Raw genomic sequence first — 22,245 nt, 5'->3', positions numbered from 1 at the left:
AGGTGGTGGAGTGCGTATAGGCCTGATTGGTCGGCACAGGAGCTCTCCGATGTGGCGTTCGACAGCAACGGGGTCGCATGGTTCTCCTGCGATGATCGATTTTGGGACCAGTACGAAGACTCAACACCTCGCAACTACGCGGGGATTCGTTCGTTGGCCGCCGGCGAGGCCACGGCGTATGCCACGGGCGCGGGCTATGATGCCATTGCGGTGGATCAGAACGATGTTGTATGGGCCACGTGTGGGTGGGTCACTGAAATCGCAAGCGGAAGCGTGACGACACTACTGCCTAGTGGTTTGGGCGGATGCGGCGCAGAAGCTCCCCTTTTCGTCGATAGTCAGAACCGTAAGTGGTGCCAGGGCATGCAGTACGAAGCGGATTCATACCACTATCAGCCCGGGCTTCTCCGTATCGACGGGGACGAGCAGGTTCGGTTCTATTCGACCAGCGACGGGTTGTGCTCCGGTGAGGTCAACGATATCGACGAGGACCAATACGGCAATATGTGGGTCTCGACTGAACGAGGCGTAAGCGTTCTGCTGGCTGACGGGTGCTTTTATCTGAAAGCCGATGCCGAGTCCGACGCACTGAAAGGACGCGCCTCGTTATCCTATTTGGGCCCGCCGACGAGCGTTGACGTTTACGTAGCCGTTCAGGCCCCGAGCGGGCAGATATTCTACGTTGCGCCTCGCGGTGCAGCGCCTCCGTTTCCGATATTCTATGTGGCGTTCGATGGCAGCACGGCGTTCTTGGAGCCGGGGCCGAGCTATAGCGGGCCGGGGTCGATACCCAACACACCGGACATGAAGGACCTCGCGCCTCCGCCGCTGCCCCTGCCAGACCCACCCGATGGCGAGGGCCCCACGGGCCTCGCGCTCTTCGCGTATCCCGTGCCCTACTTCGCGAACGTCCCGCTCCCGGCTTATGGCTCAATCGACGACCTCGTCCTCCTGAACACCACCCTCCCGAACGAGGCCCCAGCCGGCGCATACACGTTCCACATCGGCCTCACCGGCCCCTTCTCAATCAAGAACGTCTATCGCACCGCCTCATGCCCCTTCGAGGTGAGAGATGATTGATGGTAGTTCTGTCCACGAAGGGCCACGAAGGAGCACGAAGATGCGGGTGGCCACGCCACCCTCGGCCCAAGCTATGGGAGCGGAGGCTCTCCGCTCGCGGAGGGGGTATGGGGGACACGCGACGGCTGTCCCCCATAAAGTGGTCTCACCTCCCGGGCGGCGTCATCTGCTAAACATGTTCATCTTATGAACTCTCCTGCCTCAAATCAGATTTTTGCGGCGCCAGATGAGCTTGACGCCTCATTGCTCGGCGTTTACTCTTATTGGAGACGTTGGGCTAAGGGCGTCTTATTCTCTGGTTGAGGCGATTAACATGGAGCGGTTATATGGGTAGGTTGGTCAAGATACTGGCGTTCATTGTCCTGCTAGGTGTGCTGACTTGGATTGCGGCACAGAATAGCCACACGGTTACGATCAATTACTATAAGGGGAAGCCGATACCCCTTTTGGGTTACGATGTGGGGCCAGATGGGGCCAGGCAGGTACGTCCGTTGCCGGTGTATCTCTTGGTTTTGGGCTGTGTTTTCGTTGGCGGCCTCTTGGCGGGCATTCTTCTTATGTTCCCGCAGTTTAGGCTTGGGAGCGAGAATCAAGAGCTGAGGCGCAAGATCGTGGAGCAGCGTGAGGAGCTGGACGTCCTGCGAAAGATACCGATTGGTCAGAGCGAGGAGGAAGAGGGAGGCTCGACGGAGCCAATCCCTACGTCATAGTTTGCTCGGGAGGCTGTGAGTGCCTAAGGTCAGAATTGAGCCGCTGTCAGAGCGCAATATGGACGTGGAGTCCTGCTGCTGTCTGACGTATAACGAGGAGCTGAAGAAAGACGCCGAGACCAAGAAGAAGTGGCTCAAGGCCATGATCAAAAAGGGCTTGCGCGCTCAGCTGCTCTTCGAGGACGACAAGCCGGCAGGTTTCATAGAGTATCAGCCGATAGAGTTGGCTCCATGTCCAGCGATCGGGAAGGACCTTTATTTCATCAACTGCATAATGCTCCATATATGGGACCTCGGCCCCGGGTGCATGCAGGGCAAGGGCTATGGGCGAAAGCTCGTGCAGGCCGCGCAGCGCGACGTCAAGGAGAACACGACGGCAAAGGGGATCGCGGCATGGGGCCTCGACCACGAGTTCTGGTTCATGCCCTATACGTTCTTCAAACATATAGGTTACCAGGTGGTGGACAGACAGGGACTCCGCGTGCTTCTAGTCAAGAAGTTTAAGCACGTTGAGAACCCACATCTGATGCCCGTTTCCTATGAGCGTGAGCCCGAGCGTGGCAAGGCCATCATCGACTTCTTCTTTAGCAATCAATGTCCATATAGACTGTATCAGCTCAAGAGGTGGCGCCACATTGCGCAGGAGTTTGGTCAAGACGTGGTCTTCAACGAGTTCCACACGGACAAAAAAAACGTGATGGCGGCTTTCGGCATCAGAGCAGGCCTTTTTATCAACGGGGAGGAGGTGTTCGCCGGGCCGATGACGGATGATGAGGTCCGCGACAAGATCGCCACCGGCATCAGCCGCTCGGAGGATACATCCGGTTGGTTTGACTGAGTCGCCGCCGCAGTCGCCCACGAAGCGAATCGTGAGCGCAGATGGGGCGCCACGGTCGCCGTCCACATCGCTCACCGGCGAGTTTGGGAGCGCTCGCGGGCATATAAATAGCTCGCCGCTTCTGAGGGATGCCGTCCGGCCGCCTCGGACTTGCCTCAGAGGAAGGCATTGAGCCGCGTTCTGTTCATAAGCAACGACTATGTGTCCAAGAGGATGGCCGGCCCTGCTATCCGTTGCTTTGAGCTCAGCAAGGTGCTGTCGCTCCGGCACGAGGTCGTCCTGGCCTGCGAGAACGAGCCTGACGTCTTAGCCGAGGGGTTCTCGCTTGTTGCGTTCAACCGAGACCATGAGAAGCTGCGCGGGCTTGCGACCAGAAGCGACGTTTTGGTCTTGCCGCCATACACTCTAGCGATCTACCCCTTCTTGAAAACGTTGGGGAAACCTCTTGTTATGGACCTTTACGACCCGTTCGTGCTCGAGAAGCTCGAGGTCTATCATGGAAAGAATGTCTGGTCGCAGTTCGAATCGGACCTTGCTGTCCTGAGGGAGCAGCTTCTAGCGGGCGATTTCTTTGTTGCAGGCACAGAGGACCAGCGCTCGCTTTGGATAGGCATGCTCGCTGCGCTGGGAAGGATTAACCCAAAAACATACGCTCCCGACAAGAGCCTCAAAAAACTCATCTGCACAGTCCCGTTCGGTGTCGAAAGCACCCCACCGACGCACACGGAGCAGGTACTGAAGGGCATCGTCAAGGGCATCGACAAGGAGGACTTCGTCCTGATCTGGGCCGGCGGCATCTGGAACTGGTTCGACCCGTTCACGCTGCTTAGCGCGATGAGAGCGGTCTCCGAGATGGACAGCACGGTCAAGCTATTCTTTCTTGGCGTCCGGCATCCACACCCGTCCATGCCAAAGGAGCAGTTCCGCGTCGCAAATGAGGCCAAGTCGTTCGCCAAAGAGCTCGGCCTGCTCGGCAAATCCGTGTTTTTCAACCACGAGTGGGTGCCATATAAACTAAGGCAGAACTTCCTGCTAGAGGCGGACGCTGGCGTATCGACGCACTTCGACCACGTCGAGAATAGGTTCTCGATACGAACCCGAGCGCTCGACTACATCTGGGCTGGCCTGCCAATGATCATGACCGAGGGCGACTACATCTCGCGCCTCGTGAACGAGCGAAATCTAGGCTTCTGCGTTCCGCAACAGAACATCGAGGCGCTCGCCCAGGCCATCATGACGCTACGAGGCGCGAGGCCGGCTGAGATCGACCAATACAAAAAAAGGCTCGCTCTTCTCGCGGAGGAGTTTCGCTGGGACGCTGTTGCACGTCCGCTGGACGATTACTGCCTCTCGCCGGCGTTCGCGGCGGATAAGTTACATTCCAGCCACTCAAGCGATGGTCTGAGGGATGAGCATGCCGCCCCCGAGCGACAGGAACCGCTGGCAAGGTCATTCCCTGAGAAGCTCGTCCACCTTCTCAAGAAGTTTCTTGTCGATTAGCCGGTCAGCGCCGATATGCTTGTCCCTGATACATCCGTTCTTGTCGATGACCAACGTCGTGGGAATGGCCCTAATCCCGTATGCTCGCGCTGTAGTCCCGTCTCTGTCGTGGAGGATTGGCATCTCCAGATTGTTCTTCTTAGCGAAATCCTTCACCCTGAGCGATGAGACGCGGTCAGTCGAGATGCCAAACACCGAGACATCCTTGCCGCGAGTCTGCTTATACACTTTGTTCATCAGCGGCAGCGTGACTCGGCACGGGTAACACCAAGTGGCCCAGAAGTCTATCACAACGACATTTCCCTTAAGCGCACTCAGTTCAACCGTCTCGCCGTCGAGCGAATTCAGTCTGAAGTTGGGAGCCTGGGGCCCGCGGCCCGGAGCCGCCTTCGCGCTGGCGCTCTCAGTCTCAGATGGTTGCGGCTTCTCTGCGCAGCCGGCCATGAAAGGAAGGCTAAGCACGGCAAAAAGCATCAGAAGGTTAAGAGCTCGCCTCGCCCAAACAGGAAGACTACTCATGAGTATCATCACACTTCCTTTCCGCATAAGTCGGTTTGAGTCGGCCCTCATTAGGCCGTTCCATTTTCAGACGTTTACAAACCTATCGATGGCGGCTTCATTATGCAAGATGCCATCCTGCCCCGGGCGACGCTGGCTACCATTACCGGAAGGGTGGCACCCAAGAATGCTGATGACACGAGGGTTGAACGGGCGATCGAGTAGGGTTATGCTGCCCCAGCACTTATGAGCGATGTTGTGTTCGCTTGGGTCTGGTTCAAAAGTCTTAAGAGGAGAGATAGAGTGAATAGGCCGAGGTTGGAGCGCCAGAGCCAGAAGGGACGCTGGAAAGCCACATTGAGGGTTGTTCACCTCCTCGTAGTGGCAGCGCTCGGCATCTTAGGGCTCGGCTGTCGCACTGTCTCGCTCGACCTATCGCCTCCTCAGCAAGAGGTCTTAAGCAAGCTTGACGTCCTTGAAGGGGAGATCGAGGGTGCCTCGAACGGGACACTCGTCCTAAGACCGGCGGAGCCCGGCTCGGACGTGTCCGTTGTCTTCAAGGTGAAGAACCTCGCCGCCAAGTGGCATCCCATAATTGACATGGGCGTGGATTTCTCTGACATCGAACGGCATCCGGTTGAGATTCTCTGGCACGGGCCGAACGAACAGTTCAGCTCGAATGAGAGCGTCAAGCAGGCCTTCAACCTGAAGTACCTCGCCGGACCGAGCGTGCGGCAGCGATTGACGCTCAACCTGGCCGGCAATCCCGCCTGGCGAGGGACAGTTACCGCGGTCAAGGTAATGCTGCCCAAGGTCTCCGGGCCAGTGGGGATCGATTTCGTCCGGTTCCCGAGCGCCCCGCTGCTGTCGGTGATGATGCCATTCAGGACATGGTTCGGACTTAACAAAAGGGTGTTCCTCGCATACTTGCCATTCCTGATAGTGATGGTCTTATCTGTCCTCAACATCAGGTCGGCAGTTGCCAGTGCAAGGGCTGGAAACGGCGTGGGCCTGAAGAACTGGAAAGTGAGCGGATGGGCAAAAGATGCGAGCTGGCAAGTGCTCTTCTGGGGGCTCTGCTTGGTCTTCGCCGCCAACGCTGTCTTCCCATTTGACTTCTTCCCGTATCTGAAGTTCCCCATTGCCGGCGTTTATGTCCTGCTGCCAGAGACCATTCTCGCCCTGCTCGTGCTTTTGGGAGTTGCTCTGCTAGGCCCCGGAATCGCTCGGCTCAGTGCTCCAGAATGGGCGTTCATGGCATTCTTTGGAGCAGCCCTGCTCTCCATCAAGAACGCCTCCGCTCCCGACCGTTCACTGCTCAGAGTCATCTACTACCTCCTTCCAGCTATACTCTTCATGGCTCTCGCAAGATGTGTCCTCAGCCGCAGACCCAAGCTAGCCATCGCGAGGCGCTTCAGCATCGCCGTCCTGCTCGTGGCGTCCTGGGTAGCGTTCCACGCCGTGATAGAGGGACTTCTCGACCACAACTACCTCCTCGATACCTTCTACCGGGCGTTCGCACCGATCTACGTTGAATACACACTCGGCATGCCCGTCGCATCGTCGTTCACAGACCCCAGCGTGCTCGGCTCATTCCTCGTCATGTGTCTCCCGCTGGCCTTGTTCTTCGCACTGCACGAGAAGCGGAGTAGCTGGCTGGGCATCTTCGGTTTAGTTTCAACCGGCCTGATCGCCATCGCCCTGGTCTATTCATGCTCGTACGGCAGCCTCGTTGCGGTAGTCGCGGCGGTCGGAATATATTTCCTCCGTATGCACAAGAAGCTGCTCTTGGGCCTGTTCGCGGCCGGCGTGGTGGCTGTCGTCGTTGCCGCGGTGCTGATGGCGCCACAATATAAGCAATACCTGGCCGATGTCAGGCAGGTTGATGGGCTGATCCGACAGGGGCACTTGACGCAGGACGAGATCGTCGAGCTCGCGGGCGAAAGGCTCGATCACACGCTGCTTTACTCCGTCAACCAGAGGGTCGATGGTGGCCTGAGCGCCCTTAGGATGATGCGAGACCACCCAGTATTCGGGATCGGGATAGGCAACTTCGAGGCGATTTTCGATGAGTATTATCGCAAGAACCCGGAGACCTTGAGGATTTACAAGGTTCCGGACAACGTTCTGTTCACGATATTAGCCGAGACAGGTATTCTGGGGCTTCTAGCTTTCCTCGTCTTCGTAGCCACGGTCGTCCGAGCGTCCCTGCGCGCGCTCAGGGCCACAAAGACTGACCGCTACTGGAACAGTTATGTTTGGGCCGTGTGCGTCGCGATTGTCGGCTTTGGCGTCAATTGCCTCGCCTATGATGGGATGTTCTGGTTCTCTCCAAGCTTCGCTTTCTGGGCGGTTCTGGGGATGTTCCTGCCACTTGCGTCTTCAAGCACGGCCGAGGCCAGCTGAACGGGAACTACTGCGCCGGCTACTCGCCGCTGTGGCCTGCCGAATCTGCGATATCGACCGATAGGAACGAGGCGAGGTCGGAAACTGCTCGTCTGATCTTCTCTACGTCATTCGAGACGTCCGCTGCCAGAGCGGAGCTCTGCATAGGAGAAGCGAGCTTGTCCAGTTCCTCCGAGAGGCCCGCCAGGTCCTGCTGAAGCGCATCCGCGGCGTTGCCGTTCTTGGCGTTCTTGGCGACGACGAAGGAGAAAAAATCGCTGGCGAGCTGATACCGTCCGTCACGGGATAGGTCGTCAATACCCTCACATCTATCGACAAACTTCTCGTATTCACCGAGAAGTCCCTGCTGCAAAGAGGTTATCTCGGCCACGAGCTGCATCATCTGTCCGATTGAGTCCTTCAGGGAATTGACCGCGGCGAAAGCGCTTTCGCCCTCGGCCCCCTTCGCATTTTCTCCAGTTTTACCGGATACCTCCGAGCCCGCTGCCAAGCTGTCCAACAGGGACAGGATGCCCTCAACCTTGCCCTTAAGCTCCCTTGCTTGCGCCCTCTTCCCGCTCCCAAAGACCATAGCTCGCCTCATCTCCCCGTGGTCGAAAGCTTTACTATAATTATCCAAAAACCGATAAGAACCATAACACATCGGCTGCGCTGCCGCAAGTTGCGGCAGAGAGCAATTTCGCTATTGACACGTCAACTACTATTCAGCTATTCTGTATTCTACGTATAGCAAGTGGTTGGGCATCTTGCATAGCCACATTTTTAGTGATGAGTAGGCCAGAAGGGGCAAATGCTGGCTTGTTGCGCTATTGGTATTTTTCTTTCAAGGCGCTTAGTCTGCGTCCAGGGGCTACTGGTCCGTTGGTAGCGAGAAGTCCTATTTGACAGGAATTGAATATCTACACCGTGTTTGGTTCAAACCAAGAAAGGGTGGTGCGATAGTAATGATCGGACGACACAGATTTGCTTTGACGTTGGGAGTTTTGGTTCTTTTGGGCCTAGTCACCTCGTCGGCCTCTTTTGCTCAGGGAGACGTTTGGCCGACTTATCTCTACGATGCGCGGAATTCAGGGCGATGCCCCTGGGTGGGGCCGAATGGCCCGTTCCTCAAGTGGACGTATCCCGGGCTGCACGGTAGTTCTGTCACTATCGCGACGGACGGGACGTTGCGCTTCACGTCGGAATGGCCCGGGAACGCCTACGCCTTGAATCCGGATAGCTCACTACGGTGGACTTATGATTTGGGTGGAAACTGGGCGAAGTGCGCTCCCGCGATTGCAAGCGATTCCAGCATAATTGCCCAAAGTCGAGGTGCGTCCGTTTATAGGATTGACAAGGGGGGGAGTCTCGTCTGGTCATACGACGGCACGGTCGGTGGGGATCCGATCACTTCTCCCGTTATCGCCGATGACCTGAACCTGGTTTTCTGCATAGAATGGGACGAGGTTCACGCCATATACATGTCGGGGCCTCTTCAAGGCACCGCCGCCTGGACGAAGACGTTCATCCCCCAGAAAACATTCTGGGAGACCTCCCCCGCATTTTATAGGGATACGGTCTATATTACCGGGAGAGATTCCGGAGGTTCTGGGGTCCTGGTGGCGCTTGATGCAAGCACCGGGGCCATGAAGTGGGAGTTTCCTCCGGGCGGCATAGACCAGGTCCGTTATTCCTCGCCCTCCGTTTCTGAAGACGGTGAGCACATATACTTTGGCGATTCGGGGGATAGCGCCAACGAGTATGTCCTGTATTGCGTTGCATCGGATGGGACGTTGGGTTGGGCCTGGGACAGCCCTGAGGCGGGGGCCGGGATACTCAATGCGCCCGCGATTGGCACCGATGGAACCCTCTACATCGTGGACACCAAGGCCAACTTGTTTGCCATTGCCTCAGGCGGGACACTGAAATGGTCTGTCCAACTGGGGGCCGGGACCGATCTCATGTATGCCAGTGCAATAATTGATGCTACTGGCACAATCTATGTTACAGGCAACGGCGGGCTGTTCTTCGGTGTCTCGCCGCTAGGACGCCTCTGTTGGTCTTACGATCTCGGCTATGACGAATGGACCTGTCTGTCGGCAGGGTCTATCGGGACGGACGGGACCCTCTACTTCTGCACATACGACTCCCCAGCGACGCTTTACGCGTTCCATACTGGCAGCTACCTGACCAATCCGGCGCATACTCCGGATTGCGGGAGCTCGGCAACCATATTCGAGTTCACAGTTGATTGCAGTGTCCCTCCCACGGTCGCCACGCTTGCTGCGGTTCAGGCGCATCTCGACGACGGCACAACCGTTGTTGATCTGCATTTCGACAGTGGAGTTACTTGGATTGGGACCGTGAGCTCGTTGGCAGCGGGTCCTTATCAGTATTACATGAGCTACGAGACGTGGGGTGGCATAACGGGGACATATCCTGACACAGGCTGGCTCGATGCCATGGATGTTGACAACACGCCGCCAACCTCTACGTGCTGGTGCGATTCTCAATGCTTCACCAGCTCGCCGATAGAGGTTGGTTTCACTTCTTCCGACTACTTCACCGGCGTCACAAGGGTATCACTATGGTATCGTCGGACGCCCGACTGCGAGGGCCAGAAATGGTGGGGCGACTGGACTTATCTCATGTCCACCGACTCCACGGTCGGCGTCTTCTCCGCGGATTGGTCTCTTGAGGGGCGGATAGAGTTCCTCACAATTGCTGAGGACTGCGCCAACATAGAGGCCAAAAGCACGGCCGACTGCTGGACGAAATATGACGACACGGTTCCGGTCACATACGTAACTTCCCAGTCCAGCTGCTGGGGCGGACCTACGTATCCCGCGCCGATCCGTGTGGACTACGACGTTGATGAGAGCTGCACCTACGAGCCGGACGTCGAGCTCTGGTATCAATATGACGGCGGCTCGTGGACCTACGACCAAAAGGAGGAAGGAAGCGGCTCTGAGGGCTACTTCAACTTCATCCCAACTCTAGACGGGGAGTACACGTTCGGCTGCGTCACAACCGACAACTGTGGCAACGACGAGGGCACGCCTAGCACCACTAAAGTCGTAATCTACGACACCACACCTCCTACTTCTGTGGTTACTGACGCGCCTACTTGCGATAGTGATGGGACGTTCGACGTTGACGTCGCCGCGAACGACCCCAGCATCAGCCCAAATATGTCCGGCATTGAGTGGGTGGCATTGTATTATCAATACAACGGGGGCGGTTGGCACTTCTACGGCTGGAATTATTACGGCTGTGTCGAGGATGTGAGCGATACCATACAGTTTGTTGCATCCCTTGGCGACGGGACTTACGGCTTCACAACTGCTGCCAGAGACTGCTGCAACAACACGGAAGCATATCCTGGCGCCTCGACCCCCGCTGATATGGAGACGATCGTCGATACAACGTCTCCTCGCTCCAGGGCGATCTCCCCGGATATGGAGAACGATCCTAATACGATCCTAGTCGATTACGTTGCTTCTGACGAGACCAGCGGCGTCGATTACGTGAAGCTCTACTACAACCTTGACGGAGACGCGTGGCACCCCTATATAGGGGCTGGTAACACTCAGGCTGGCGAGACTGGGACCTTCCCGTTTGCAGTGCCGGGGCCAGGCAGCAACGGTGTCTATGGCTTCTATACAGTTGCCTATGACAATTGCGGAAATGAAGAGACGCTGCCTGTTGATGAAACGCCGCCGGATTGCTCAACGGTCTATGACGACATAAAGCCACTTTCGTGGCCTCTTACTTGTACCGACGCGAGCCAGGGCACCCTTCTTGTATCAGGTTTGGCAACCGACAACCTGACCGGCATATCCGCAACTTGGATGTTCTACCGCAAGGTCGGAGGCAGCTACTACTTGTATGGCAGCCCGCCGATACTGACCTACTGGATGGAGGCGCCGGGCGACTTAGCGTTCACCTACTCATTTCTGGCTGATGCGGGTGATGGCGAGTATGAGTTCTACTTCATCGCGGAAGATACTGCCGGCAACATAGAAACGTCCCCAGGCGACACCATCACCGGGTTCTGGGATACTACGCCGCCGGAGTCGAGCTGCTGGGCTGCCGATCATTACACGAACACCACTACGTTGACATATAACTACAGCGCTGTAGATGCGACCATGGATGTGGACGAACTATGGCTCTACTATCGCTTCGGCGACGAGGACGCCTTCAACGCGACTGGCTCATCCCTTGGTGGAGGGGCCCCGATAGTGGCTGGCGCCAGGCCGTTCGAGTTGCAGCACGGCGAGGGCACATATTACTTCTACACGCTCGCCAAGGATGAGCTGGGCAACTGGGAGGTTCCGCCTGAGAACGCCGACTGGTGGGTGATGCTTGACCAAACACTGCCGATCTCCCACTGCATCTCGCCAAAATACGCGACCGTCTCACCGATCGCTGTTGACTTTGCATCAGAGGACATGCCCTCTTCTGGCGTCGAGGAGACGCAGCTCTGGTATCGGTTCAATGGCGGCGGCGGATGGATTGATAGTAACCTGAGGGAAACCGGTGAATACGGAACGTTCTACTTCCCGCCGCCCGATGATGACACTTACGACTTCTACACGAGAGCGCTCGACAGGGCCGGTAACCTCTCCGCAATCCCGTCCTCGCCGCACACAAGAACCATTTACGACACGACACGACCGATGTCAGGTGGTGGGTGCTCCTCACCCGTTAATCATGCGCCGGTTGAGATTACGTATTCCGCAACTGACTGGTCCCCGTTCGCTAGTGGGCTGGCAAGGGTCTGCCTGTGGCACCGGTATTCCACTGATGGCGGGACGACCTGGACGCCCGATTGGACGTTCACCGGGATGTGTAATACGCATGACCAGGACCTCACCGGCATCTTCTATTACGATCCCACCCTCGGTGATGGTTGGTATGAGTTCTACCTGCTTGCTCAGGACCATGCCGGTCTCTGGGAGAGTAAGGCCACCCGAGATACATACTGCGCTTACACCGGCACGACGCCGACCTCGAAGGCCGACGCCCCAGCCTATGCGAGCGATGGGACGATCGAGTTCTTCTCGATTCAATCGGAGGTCTCAGGAATCGAGGTTGGGTATTCGGCATACACGCCTGGCGCGGAGGTTTCCGACGTTACGCTGTGGTATCGCTATGAGAGCGGCAATTGGAACGAGTATGACGGCGACCACGGCTACACAGCACCTACGGGCTCGATCCTCTTCCCGTGGGCCGCACCGCACAACGAGGAGGGCCTCTACGAGTTCTTCACGATCCTCGAGGATACGGACGGGAACGTGGAGCTTGCGCCGCCGGTCCCTGATACTTTTTGCATCCACGATGTTACGCCACCCTGGTCATCTGTCGAGGCGGTCGATGAGGTTAGCGCCTCAACAATTTATCTCGACTACGTGGCGGACGATACTCAGAAGGATGGCATAACGGTTAGCGGGCTTTACTCAGTGTCGCTGTGGTATTCCTATGAGGGTGGCTATTGGACGCTTTACGACACAGTTGAGAACGCCGCGACGGCCGGCACGATCATCTTCGAGCACCCAGCGGCCAGCGACGGCACGTTCCTTTTCTACACAATTGCCATCGACAACGCTGGCAATACGGAGGGGATTCCGTCCGGGCCGGACGACACTACTGTCTATGATGGGACACCGCCTGTCTCAGCCGCTGACCCGATCTCGCCGTACTACGTTTCCAACCCGAACATCACGATCGGCTTCACGGCGACGGATAACTACAGCGGCGTCGCCTACGTTGACCTGTGGTATCGGTATGCTGAGGCAAATTCACCATGGGGTTATTCCGGCTTCAGGCATCTCAATCCAGCCACAGGGGCAGGCTCGTTCAATTTCGTCGCGACAGAGGGCACGGTTGAGTTCTACACGATTGCGACGGATGACTTCGGGAACGTCGAGTCGCCTCCTTCCAGCGCGGATACGTCGGTTTGCTACGATGTAACCCCACCTGTTTCGGAGGTCATTTCTACTGGAGGAACTACCTCCTACAATTACCAACCAATCCCGATCTATTACGCCGCGTCGGATGAGGTGTCGGGAATCAATTTGGTTTATCTACATTACCGCGTCAACGGCGGTTCCTGGACGGATTCAGGGCTCGTGGAAACAGCCACAGACGGGGAGTTCCTCTTCGTGACTTTCGCCGGCGCTGGCACTTATGAGTTCTACACGATCGCTCTGGACAACGCTGGTAACATTGAGGCGGCGCCAACGGGCGATTTCCACACCGTGCTCTATGACCTTCAGGCGCCGACTTCATCGGCGACTGGGCCGCTTTACACCGCCGTTCCTGACATCAACGTTGCATACACAGCGTCGGACGACCTTTCGGGCATAGCGCTAGTCGGTTTGCTCTATCGCTTCGGCGACGGTGGCTGGGCGCCTTGGCTGGATGATTATGGCGACTCGACCATCGGCACAATCGCGCTGACGCTGCCTTATGGCGAGGGGAACTACTACATCTTCAGCCAGTCGGTGGACAACGCCGGCAACGTGGAAGATTGGAAGTCAACCCATGACATCGTTACGATATACGACTCTAAGGAGCCAGATTCGTATTGCTTCTGCGCTGAATACAGCACCAGCTCACCGATACCTGTTCGGTTTGCGGCGGTTGATCCGGACTCGAGCGGCATAGCCGAGGTCTGCCTCCAGTACAACTGGGAGGGCACAGGCTGGCAGGATTCAGGTTTGTGCGATACGAACACGTCCGGGACGTTTGACTTCGTTCCCTTGTATGGTCCTGGCACGTATCAATTCCGGTCAATAGCCACGGATAACAGCGGAAACCAGGAGACACCTAGTGTCGCGGACTGCGAGACAGTTTATGACGACGTGTTTCCAGTCTCGGAATGCACGTGTGCGACCGTAACAACCTCAGCGCCGATTGACATTGATTTCGAGTCACATGACGCCACGGGCACGTTTGACAGCGTAGCGCTCTGGTTGCGGTATTCTCCCGACCTGGGGACGACCTGGACTATCGGTTGGCAGGAGAGCGGAATGCTCTCGGGGACAGCAACCGGGACGCTCGAGTTCGATCCCACCTTCGGCGACGGCCTCTACGAGTTCTACACGATTGCGAGTGATATGGCCGGCAACATCGAGGCTGCGCCTTCAGCCCGCGACTGCTTCACCACATACACGTCGTCTCAGCCGACATCGTTCGGGACGGCACCCGCAATCTGGAATGGGTCGAATATCCCCGTGTCCTACACGGCGACCATTCCTTCCGGGGCAACGCTGGACACGGTGAGGCTGTGGTGGCGTCGCTACGTCGGGCCAGACTACACGAGCTGGCACCAGTTCACGGATGAGTATGGCACTGAGACCGTGGGGACGATCTACTTCGACTATCCTGTTTCGGACGCGCTCTACGAGTTTTACACCATAGTCCGGCTGGAGGGCGGAACCTATGAGTCCGTTCCCACCACGCCCGACTGTGCGTGCCAACTCGACACTGGCGACCCAACATCGAGCTGCACGTCTGATGCTTTTGTGGAAGACGTTCCGATAATGGTCAACTTCACGGCGGCCGACGGCGTAACGAATGTCGCCGATGTGGTGCTGTGGTTCAATTTTGGCGGCGGCTCGTACTCCGACTATGCGGAGCATCAGGTCGGCACATCTGGCTACTTCGTGTTCGACCCGCCGTCCGGCCAGGGCACCTACGGCTTCTACACGATTGCGACCGACGAGGCCGGCAACGTCGAGGCGCCTCCGGGATCACCGCCAGATACCCAGACGACTTGGGACATCTCTAAACCATCGTCGGACTGCATAAGCGGGGCACCTGACCTGGTAGCTAGCGCCACTATGGCGGTTAACTTCACGTCCTCAGACCCAGTCAGCAACGGCGTAACACTGGTCGGTCTGTGGTATAACCTTGACGGCGGGGCCTGGAAGCACTCAGGGCTTGAGGTGCTTGGCACCAACATCCTTGCCGGCACCTTCGACTTCACAGCGCTGGAAGGAGACGGCCTGTATGGGTTCTTCACCATAGCTGAGGACAACTGGGGCAACGTTGAGGACCCAGCAGCGACGGCCGACGACACAACGCTCGTCGACACCACGCCGCCTCAGTCAAGCTGCTCGGCTCCCCTCTATTACGTCATCACTGTCCCTGTTACCGTTAACTTCACCGCCACGGATGGCACTGGCAACGTCTCTGGGATGTACTACACCGCTTTCTGGTATCGCTTCAACGGTGGGACTTGGACCTGGACGGGCCAGAGCCCCGGCGGCAAGTTCGGCTCCATTGACTTTGTGCCGACTGATGGCGACGGCCTGTATGAGTTCTATACACTCAGCACCGACGTGGCCGGCAACAGCGAGGCTGCTCCGGGCTCGGCCGACTGCTCGTTCGTTTTCGACACACAGGCGCCAGAAGCATCGGCCATGTCGCCATACTGCGTTACCACACCTAGCATCAATGTTGACTTCACTTCTTTCGACGCAGGGCCAGCGGGTGTGTCTAGAGTTTACCTCTATTATAGATACAACGGTAGCGTCTGGATCTATTGGGACCACATTGTTGCGTCGTATGGCACGTTTGTGTTTCTGCCGTCGCTGGAGGGGACCTACGAGTTCGCTGCCCGCGCCAGGGACAGAGGTGGCAACTACGAGAATTACCCTGGCGCCATTTCAGAGAGCACAACAATATATGACGCGACGCCGCCCTGGTCCAGCTGCGAGTCGCCAGAATGCGCCGTGGACTTCGAGCAGATCACCGTGTCATTCACGGCCGGTGATGCGCCTTCGGGCGTGGCGAGCACAGAGCTCTGGGTCAAGCTTGACGCCGGAGCATGGACGGCGACTGGCCTCATCGAGACTGGGACGTCGGGCAAATTCGTCTGGCCGATCGCTCCTTCTGACTTTGAGGGCGTGGCGGAGTTCTACACGATAGCAGCCGATAACTGCGGCAACGTTGAGAGTCCACCCCTCGATGCTTTTGGAGACGTTACCTTCGACACGCAAACCATCGTTGACTGGACCGCACCAGAATCGTTCTGCACGGCGCCGTCCGGGAGCACCGACCAGAACGTTGAGATCACCTGGGCTGCGACTGACGCGACGGCGGGTGTTGCCTACACTGAGCTGTGGTTCAGCGACAACAGCGAGCGATACGAGAAGTGCGGCGAGTATGTAGGCACGTCGGGCACGGTCGATTTCGTGATGAGCAGCGAGGGTATATACCATTTCTACACAATCGGTGTTGATCTGTGCGGCAATCGCGAGGCCAGACCGGCTTTCGCCGATGCGATTACGACGTTCGACACATTGGGCCCCACTTCTGAGGTTGAGGCTCCCGAGTATGCCAACTCGCTCCCGATCGTCGTGCGCTTCACGGCCTCGGACGATGTTTCCGGTGTTGCAAGCACGTCGCTGTTCTATTGCTTCGACGGCTTGTGTGCCCCGTATGGTGAGCCGGTGACGGGAACGTCTGGTGAGTTCCTGTTCGAGCCAGATCCGGCACTTGAGGGGACGTATGGGTTCTACACGGTCTCGACCGATAATATGGGCAACGTCGAGGCGACACCGCTTTCGGCCGAGGCTACGACTGTCTATGACAGGTCAGCGCCTGTGTCGTCCTGCGGTTCGCCCGGGATAGCGACGAGCGCCCCATTTGACGTGCCCTACATCGCCATCGACAATGGGCCAGCGGGCCTAGACAAGGTCGCACTGTGGTTCAAGCTCGATTCGGGCACATGGCAGGAATACACGGGCGATTACGGAACTTCGCCTTTGGGCGCCATATCCTTCGACCCGCCTGGCGGGTTCCAGGGCAGCTACAGCCTCTACACGATCGCGACGGATAAGGCCGGTAACGTAGAGGCTCGCCCCGGCAAGATAGACGCCACGGCGGTCTATGATCAAACGCCTCCAGAATCCTCGGCGTTGGTCGCAGAGTACTCGAACTCTGTGCCGATCTCGGTCTCCTTCACGACGGTCGAGACGGCGTCAGGGATCGCTAGCGTCTCGCTTATGGCCAAGTTTGGAGAGGCCGGCGTGTGGGGGAATACGGGTCTTTCCTCGCCAAACGCCTCAGGAACGTTTAACTACCCGCCGTTGGCTGGCGAGGGCCGATACTTCTTCTACACGATCGCGACCGACAACGCTGGATTCGTCGAGACAGCCCCTCCGGACGCAGACGCCTCGACCCTGTTCGACAGCACGGCGCCGGTGACGCAGCTTGATGCGCCGGCAGGAGTGAGCACGCTGCCGATCTCTCTTACATTCACGTGCGTGGAGCCAACTCAGCTCTCGGGCGCCCCGATCGACACAGTTGTTCTGTTCTACAGGTTCAATTTGGGTTCATGGCTGAGCACGGGGCTCTCAGCGAACACGGAGACCGGGACGTTCAACTTCACGCCGACAGAGGGACCGGGGACTTACGACTTCTACTCGATAGGCATCGACAAGGCCGGTAACCGGGAGGCTGCGACAGGCAGGCTGCCGAGGACTGTGGCCTACGACATCACTTCACCTACGTCGGACAGCTCGTGCGAGAACACATACCGTCAGCTGCCGTTGATGATCAGCTACACGGCAGACGGGACCGGCTCTGGCGTGGCTCTAGTCGAGCTGTTCTACAATTACGAGGGCATGGGCTGGCTATCGACTGGGCTTTCACTACCGGGCGAAGCGGCCATCTTCATGTTCGTGCCGGCGGAGGGTAACGGAAGATACGAGTTCTACACCCTCGCAACCGATGCAGCGGGCAACACTCAGGCGTGGGATGGACATGCGGACTGCACCTGCTTCTTCGACACTGTCGCGCCGCAAACAGCGGCTAGTGCGCCGGAATGGACGACCAGTTCACCGATAGTCGTGCACTTTGCGGCATCTGACCAGGGCATCGGCGTGGCCGTGGTCGAGCTTTGGGCGCAGTATGAGTCATACCAGTGGCAGAAGGTTGACGAGAAGGCTGCCGCGACGTCTGGCGATTTCATCTTCGAGCCTGACGTAGAAGGTGGCTTCTATAGCTTCTACACGATAGGCCGCGACCTTGCGGGCAACGTGGAGGCCTCACCGGCCACCCCGGATGCCTCGACCGCTTTCGATAAGTCAGCGCCGATGTCGCGAGCCGAGGTTCCTCAGTATGCGACGAGTGCGGTGATAGACGTTGGGTATGCGGCCATTGAGGCCTATTCTGGAATGGAGTCACTAACGCTGTGGTGCCGCTACAATCGTGGAACCTGGTTCGATACCGGTTACGTATTACCGGGAACAAGCGGCACGGTCGCGGTTACGTTGACGCACGGGCATGGCAAATACGACTTCTATACAATAGGCATTGACAAAGCTGGCAATGTAGAGTCTCCACCGGCCGTTCCTGACGGCAGCTGCTTTTACGATTCGACCAGGCCCACATCCAGCTGCTCCTGCGCACAGTGCACGACCGAGCTGCCATTGAATGTTAGGTTCACGGCCGAGGATGTCGATACTCGGATCGCGGGTGTCGCGTTGCTTTATAGGTTCAATGGAGGCGATTGGACGAATGGTGGGGTGATGTTGTCTAGGTCCTGGGGAGTGTTTGAGTTCGGTGCGGCCGAGGGCGAGGGCTATTACGAGTTCTACACGATCGCGACTAACAATGCGGGCTGGCAGGAGCTTACACCTTCAGCGCCAGACACCTCCAGCTACTACGACATCACGCTGCCGAGCTCGAGCGTTTCCTCTCCGGACAAAATGACCGGCAACACAATACCGGTCTCGTTCTGGGCCTGGGACTCGCTGAGCGGCGTCAAGCATGTTGACCTCTGGTATCGTTACGAGGAGCGCCTCTGGGCCAAGTCGGGATACCGGATGGAGGCTACATCCGGCACAGTTGACTTCATCCCGCCGGACGGCGTTGGCACCTACTCGTTCTGGACCATGGCCAGCGATCACTGCGGCAACACGGAGCCTGCACCGACGACCGGCGCGACCGTTACCGCGGTTACGATGTTCGATAACGTGCCACCGCAATCGAGCGTTTCGGTTGACGAACAATACACGAATGAATCGCCGGTCCCCGTCGCGTTCACCGCAGCGGATAAGGGCGTGGGCGTCGCGTCTGTGCGGCTGTGGTATAGCGTCGGCGGCAGCGCCAACAAGGATACAGGCCTTGAAGTCACGGGAGCGACAATAGGGGTCTTCGACTTCGTGCCGGTCGAGGGCGATGGAGCCTACGAATTCTATTCAATTGCGAAGGATAACTTCGGCAACCGAGAGGCGACTCCTTCCGAGGCCGATGCGTCGGTGGTGTTTGACACGACGCCGCCATTCTCCATGGCGAGCTCACCTGACGAAGCTCATGCAACGCAGGTAACGGTCGGCTTCAGCGCTACCGACGTTTTGAGCCCGGTCGAGTCGGTGAGACTCTGGTATCGATATTCGGCCTCGCTGAGTGGTAGCTGGGGTGATTGGGCCGATGCGGGGCTGACCGCCCAGGGCCAGGCAGGCTTGTTCCCGTTTGAGGCGACGCAGGGCGAGGGCTATTACGAGTTCTACACCATAGCCACTGATGCAGCCGGAAATGTTGAGGAACCGCCTGCCTCAGCAGACTCAAGGACGCAATACAGGTTGCAGTACCCAGAGATTTTGGTATCAGACTCATCTCACAACTTCGGCAATGTAGAGGTTGGGACAAGCTCGTTCTGGCCAGAGCTCTATGTAACAAATACTGGCCAGGCGCCGCTGACAATCGAGGGCATTTTGATCGACAATCTTGCGTTCGGTTGCAGTGTTTTGATACCAATTACCATCGACCCTTCGACGGGCATGTTCCTGCCGATATTCTTCACACCCTCGCATATCGGGCTGGCAGAGGGGACGCTGACGATTGTCTCGAACGATCCCGTGAACCCGGAGCTTGAGGTGGCGCTTTCGGGAACTGGCACTGGGTCAACGCCCTCGATGTCGCTCGAACTTGGCAGCAACGGCGGCACGTTCTATCCGGGCGACACGCTGAGTATCTCGCTGTCTTGCTACAATGGCGGCTTTACGCTGTCCGGCGTTGACCTCTACGTGAGCCTGATCCTGCCAAATGGCGTTGTCGTGTATCTGCCCAACTTCAGCACAGAGCCTGAGCCTTATGCCTCTGACCTCGACGTAATCAGCGGGTTCCAACTCCAGAACTTCGCGCTTCTAAGCGCAGTTGTGCCCGAAGGCTTCTCGCCAGGAAAATACGTCTGGCGTGCTTACATAGCGTTGCATGGACAGGACAATGAAATCCTTGCCTCGTTGCCGCTGGTTACGGCGATTGACCTGAGGCCCGAGGTGGGTCTCTTGCTGGACGGAGCAAGCCGCACATACGGTGCTGGCCAGAAGCACGTCCTGAGCGCCAAGTTCAGAAACGACGGCTTGCCGAAGACAGTGGACCTTTATGTGGCTCTTCAGATGCCGGACGGCTCGCTATTATTCGCGCCGGGCCTCTCGCCAGCTCTCACGCCTTGTTTGGACAATTACGAGCTTCCAATGCACGCAGACGTGTGGCCTGTCAGGCTATTCAGCAGCAGGCTGAGCTCCTTCCCCGCGGGCCGATATACGTGGTTTGCCGTCTTCTCAGACGCCAACTCGTTCAGCCCAGTCAGCAAGGTGTCACACATCGAGTGGGAGCTTGAATAGGAAAATTCTCAGAATCTCTGATGGAAAGGCGGGCAGATATCTACCCGCCTTTTCTTTTGGCCTTATGCGATGCTGCCTAGCCGTGCTCTGCGTCCTTTTGGGCGCGAACCTGACGGCGGACGCCAAATCAGAGAAAGAGGTGGGCAACGGGCAGATTCTCCCCCCCCAATCCCCGGGCGAGGCGCTCCACCTCTCGTTGCAGGACTGTTTGGACATTGCCCTCCGAGAGAATCTGGGGTTGATGAATCAGAAAGACTCAGTCCTGACCACGAGATCGCAGCTCGCTATCGAGAAGAACAGCTTCCAGCCGAATCTGGGCACAACATATACAGGCTCAATCTATAACTCTCATCTCGTGCAGGATTACGAGAACTTCGCCAGCCTATCGCTTGCACAAAGACACAAATACGGCGGCGGCTTCTCACTGACAAGCAGCCTCGACTGGACTGAGCATACAGCCGACTACTACACAGAAGCGGCGAGCATGCTCGATCTGGACACCTCCAGCTATAGATCTCAGTTCAGAAGCTCGCTTGCGCTCTCGGTCTCCCAACAGCTCTTGAAGGGCGCATTCTGGCACGCGGCAACAGCACCGTTGAGACAGGCGAAGTTCGACGTTGCGATCGCTAGGATGGACCTCCAAGACCAGATACTTGACCTCTCGCTCTCGGTCAAACAGGCCTTCTACACTGTCCTGAAATCTCAAAAATACGTCGCAGAAATGGTCTCTGCGCTCGCAGCATCCGAGGAAGACGTGAAGATAGCCCAACTCAGGCTTACAGAGGGGTTGTCGTCGCGACTCGACTACTCCAGGGCGGAGCTCGCGCACGTGAACCGCCAACGGGACCTTGCAACCGCCAAGAAAGGGTTTCAAAGTGCCATCGACGGCCTCGTTGAAATCATGGGCCTAAAGATCGGCACAGAGGTCCTGCCTGTCTCAAACGTTAGCGCGAAACGAGTGCCCATTCAGATAGAGCAATGCGTTGAGACCGCACTGCATGAAAGGCCGGACCTGAAAGCGATTCGAGTGCAGCTTGATAAGTACAAGGTCATTGAGGAAAGCGCCAGAAACAATACGCTGCCGACGCTCGAGGCCGAGGGCAGCCTCACCATGTCGGAGACCGACGACAGGCTCCGTCAGACGCTCGACGTTACGGACCGCGTCTGGCAATTCAGCCTGAGGTTTGAGCACGGGTTCTTCGACGTGTCTGACAGCGAGCTCTGGGTCCAGTCGAAGATCGCGTCGCGCCAGATAACAAGAACGATCGAGGAGACCAAGCGCCAGATAACCATTTCAATACGCGAGCTGGGCAGACAGCTCAAGATGCTCTCGGACGACATAAATTATCTCGAACTTGCCGAGAAGATCGCTTCCGAACAACTTGAATTGTCTCGTCTAACCTACAAGGAAGGTCTGATCAACAACAGAGACCTTATTATCGCAGAGAACGACTACACGGCAGCGCGAATCGACCACATCCGTGCAACCTATGATTACCTCAGCACCGTCGCGAGACTTAACCGCGCAATCGGAAGATGACCTCACCACAGAGCCACAGAGCCACAGAGAAGTACCCTTGTCATTTCT

9 protein-coding genes are annotated in these 22,245 nt (G+C 57.5%); 7 read left to right on the top strand and 2 right to left on the bottom strand.

Annotated features, from left to right (window positions below; translation table 11 throughout):
* The 4 genes from VM163_09605 to VM163_09590 all read left to right on the top strand — a co-directional run.
* Positions 1-1,080: two-component regulator propeller domain-containing protein (locus VM163_09605; GenBank protein HUT04131.1), on the top strand; the 1,080-nt coding region annotated here is incomplete at its 5' end.
* 326 nt (positions 1,081-1,406) lie between these two features.
* Complete coding sequence (locus VM163_09600; GenBank protein ID HUT04130.1) at positions 1,407-1,790, top strand: LapA family protein; 384 nt, start codon at positions 1,407-1,409, stop codon at positions 1,788-1,790.
* 19 nt (positions 1,791-1,809) lie between these two features.
* Positions 1,810-2,628: a hypothetical protein gene (locus tag VM163_09595; GenBank protein HUT04129.1), complete on the top strand. Its 819-nt coding sequence runs from the start codon at positions 1,810-1,812 to the stop codon at positions 2,626-2,628.
* Positions 2,629-2,796: 168 nt separating this feature from the next.
* On the top strand, positions 2,797-4,128 hold the full coding sequence (locus VM163_09590; protein HUT04128.1) for a glycosyltransferase: 1,332 nt from the start codon (positions 2,797-2,799) through the stop codon (positions 4,126-4,128).
* Here the strand turns inward: VM163_09590 and VM163_09585 are convergent.
* Positions 4,078-4,647 carry a TlpA disulfide reductase family protein gene (locus VM163_09585; GenBank protein ID HUT04127.1) on the bottom strand — a complete coding sequence of 190 codons (570 nt, stop codon included), beginning with the start codon at positions 4,645-4,647 and terminating at the stop codon, positions 4,078-4,080. The genes VM163_09590 and VM163_09585 overlap by 51 nt on opposite strands.
* Positions 4,648-4,929: 282 nt before the next feature.
* Between VM163_09585 and VM163_09580 the strand changes: the two genes are divergently transcribed.
* Complete coding sequence (locus VM163_09580; GenBank protein ID HUT04126.1) at positions 4,930-7,032, top strand: O-antigen ligase family protein; 2,103 nt, start codon at positions 4,930-4,932, stop codon at positions 7,030-7,032.
* Positions 7,033-7,051: 19 nt separating this feature from the next.
* Here the strand turns inward: VM163_09580 and VM163_09575 are convergent, their stop codons facing one another.
* Positions 7,052-7,603: a hypothetical protein gene (locus VM163_09575; protein ID HUT04125.1), complete on the bottom strand. Its 552-nt coding sequence runs from the start codon at positions 7,601-7,603 to the stop codon at positions 7,052-7,054.
* Positions 7,604-7,976: 373 nt separating this feature from the next.
* Between VM163_09575 and VM163_09570 the strand changes: the two genes are divergently transcribed.
* Positions 7,977-20,657 (top strand): PQQ-binding-like beta-propeller repeat protein, encoded by a 12,681-nt coding sequence (locus VM163_09570; protein HUT04124.1) that lies wholly within the window; start codon positions 7,977-7,979, stop codon positions 20,655-20,657.
* A complete protein-coding gene (locus tag VM163_09565) occupies positions 20,650-22,197 on the top strand; it encodes a TolC family protein (protein ID HUT04123.1) in 1,548 nt (515 codons plus the stop codon). The genes VM163_09570 and VM163_09565 overlap by 8 nt, the downstream gene beginning before the upstream one ends.
* The last annotated feature ends 48 nt before the right edge of the window (positions 22,198-22,245 follow it).

The organism is bacterium, from assembly GCA_035527515.1.
Lineage (GTDB): Bacteria > B130-G9 > B130-G9 > B130-G9 > B130-G9 > B130-G9.
This window is presented reverse-complemented; position numbering and strand designations above follow the sequence as displayed.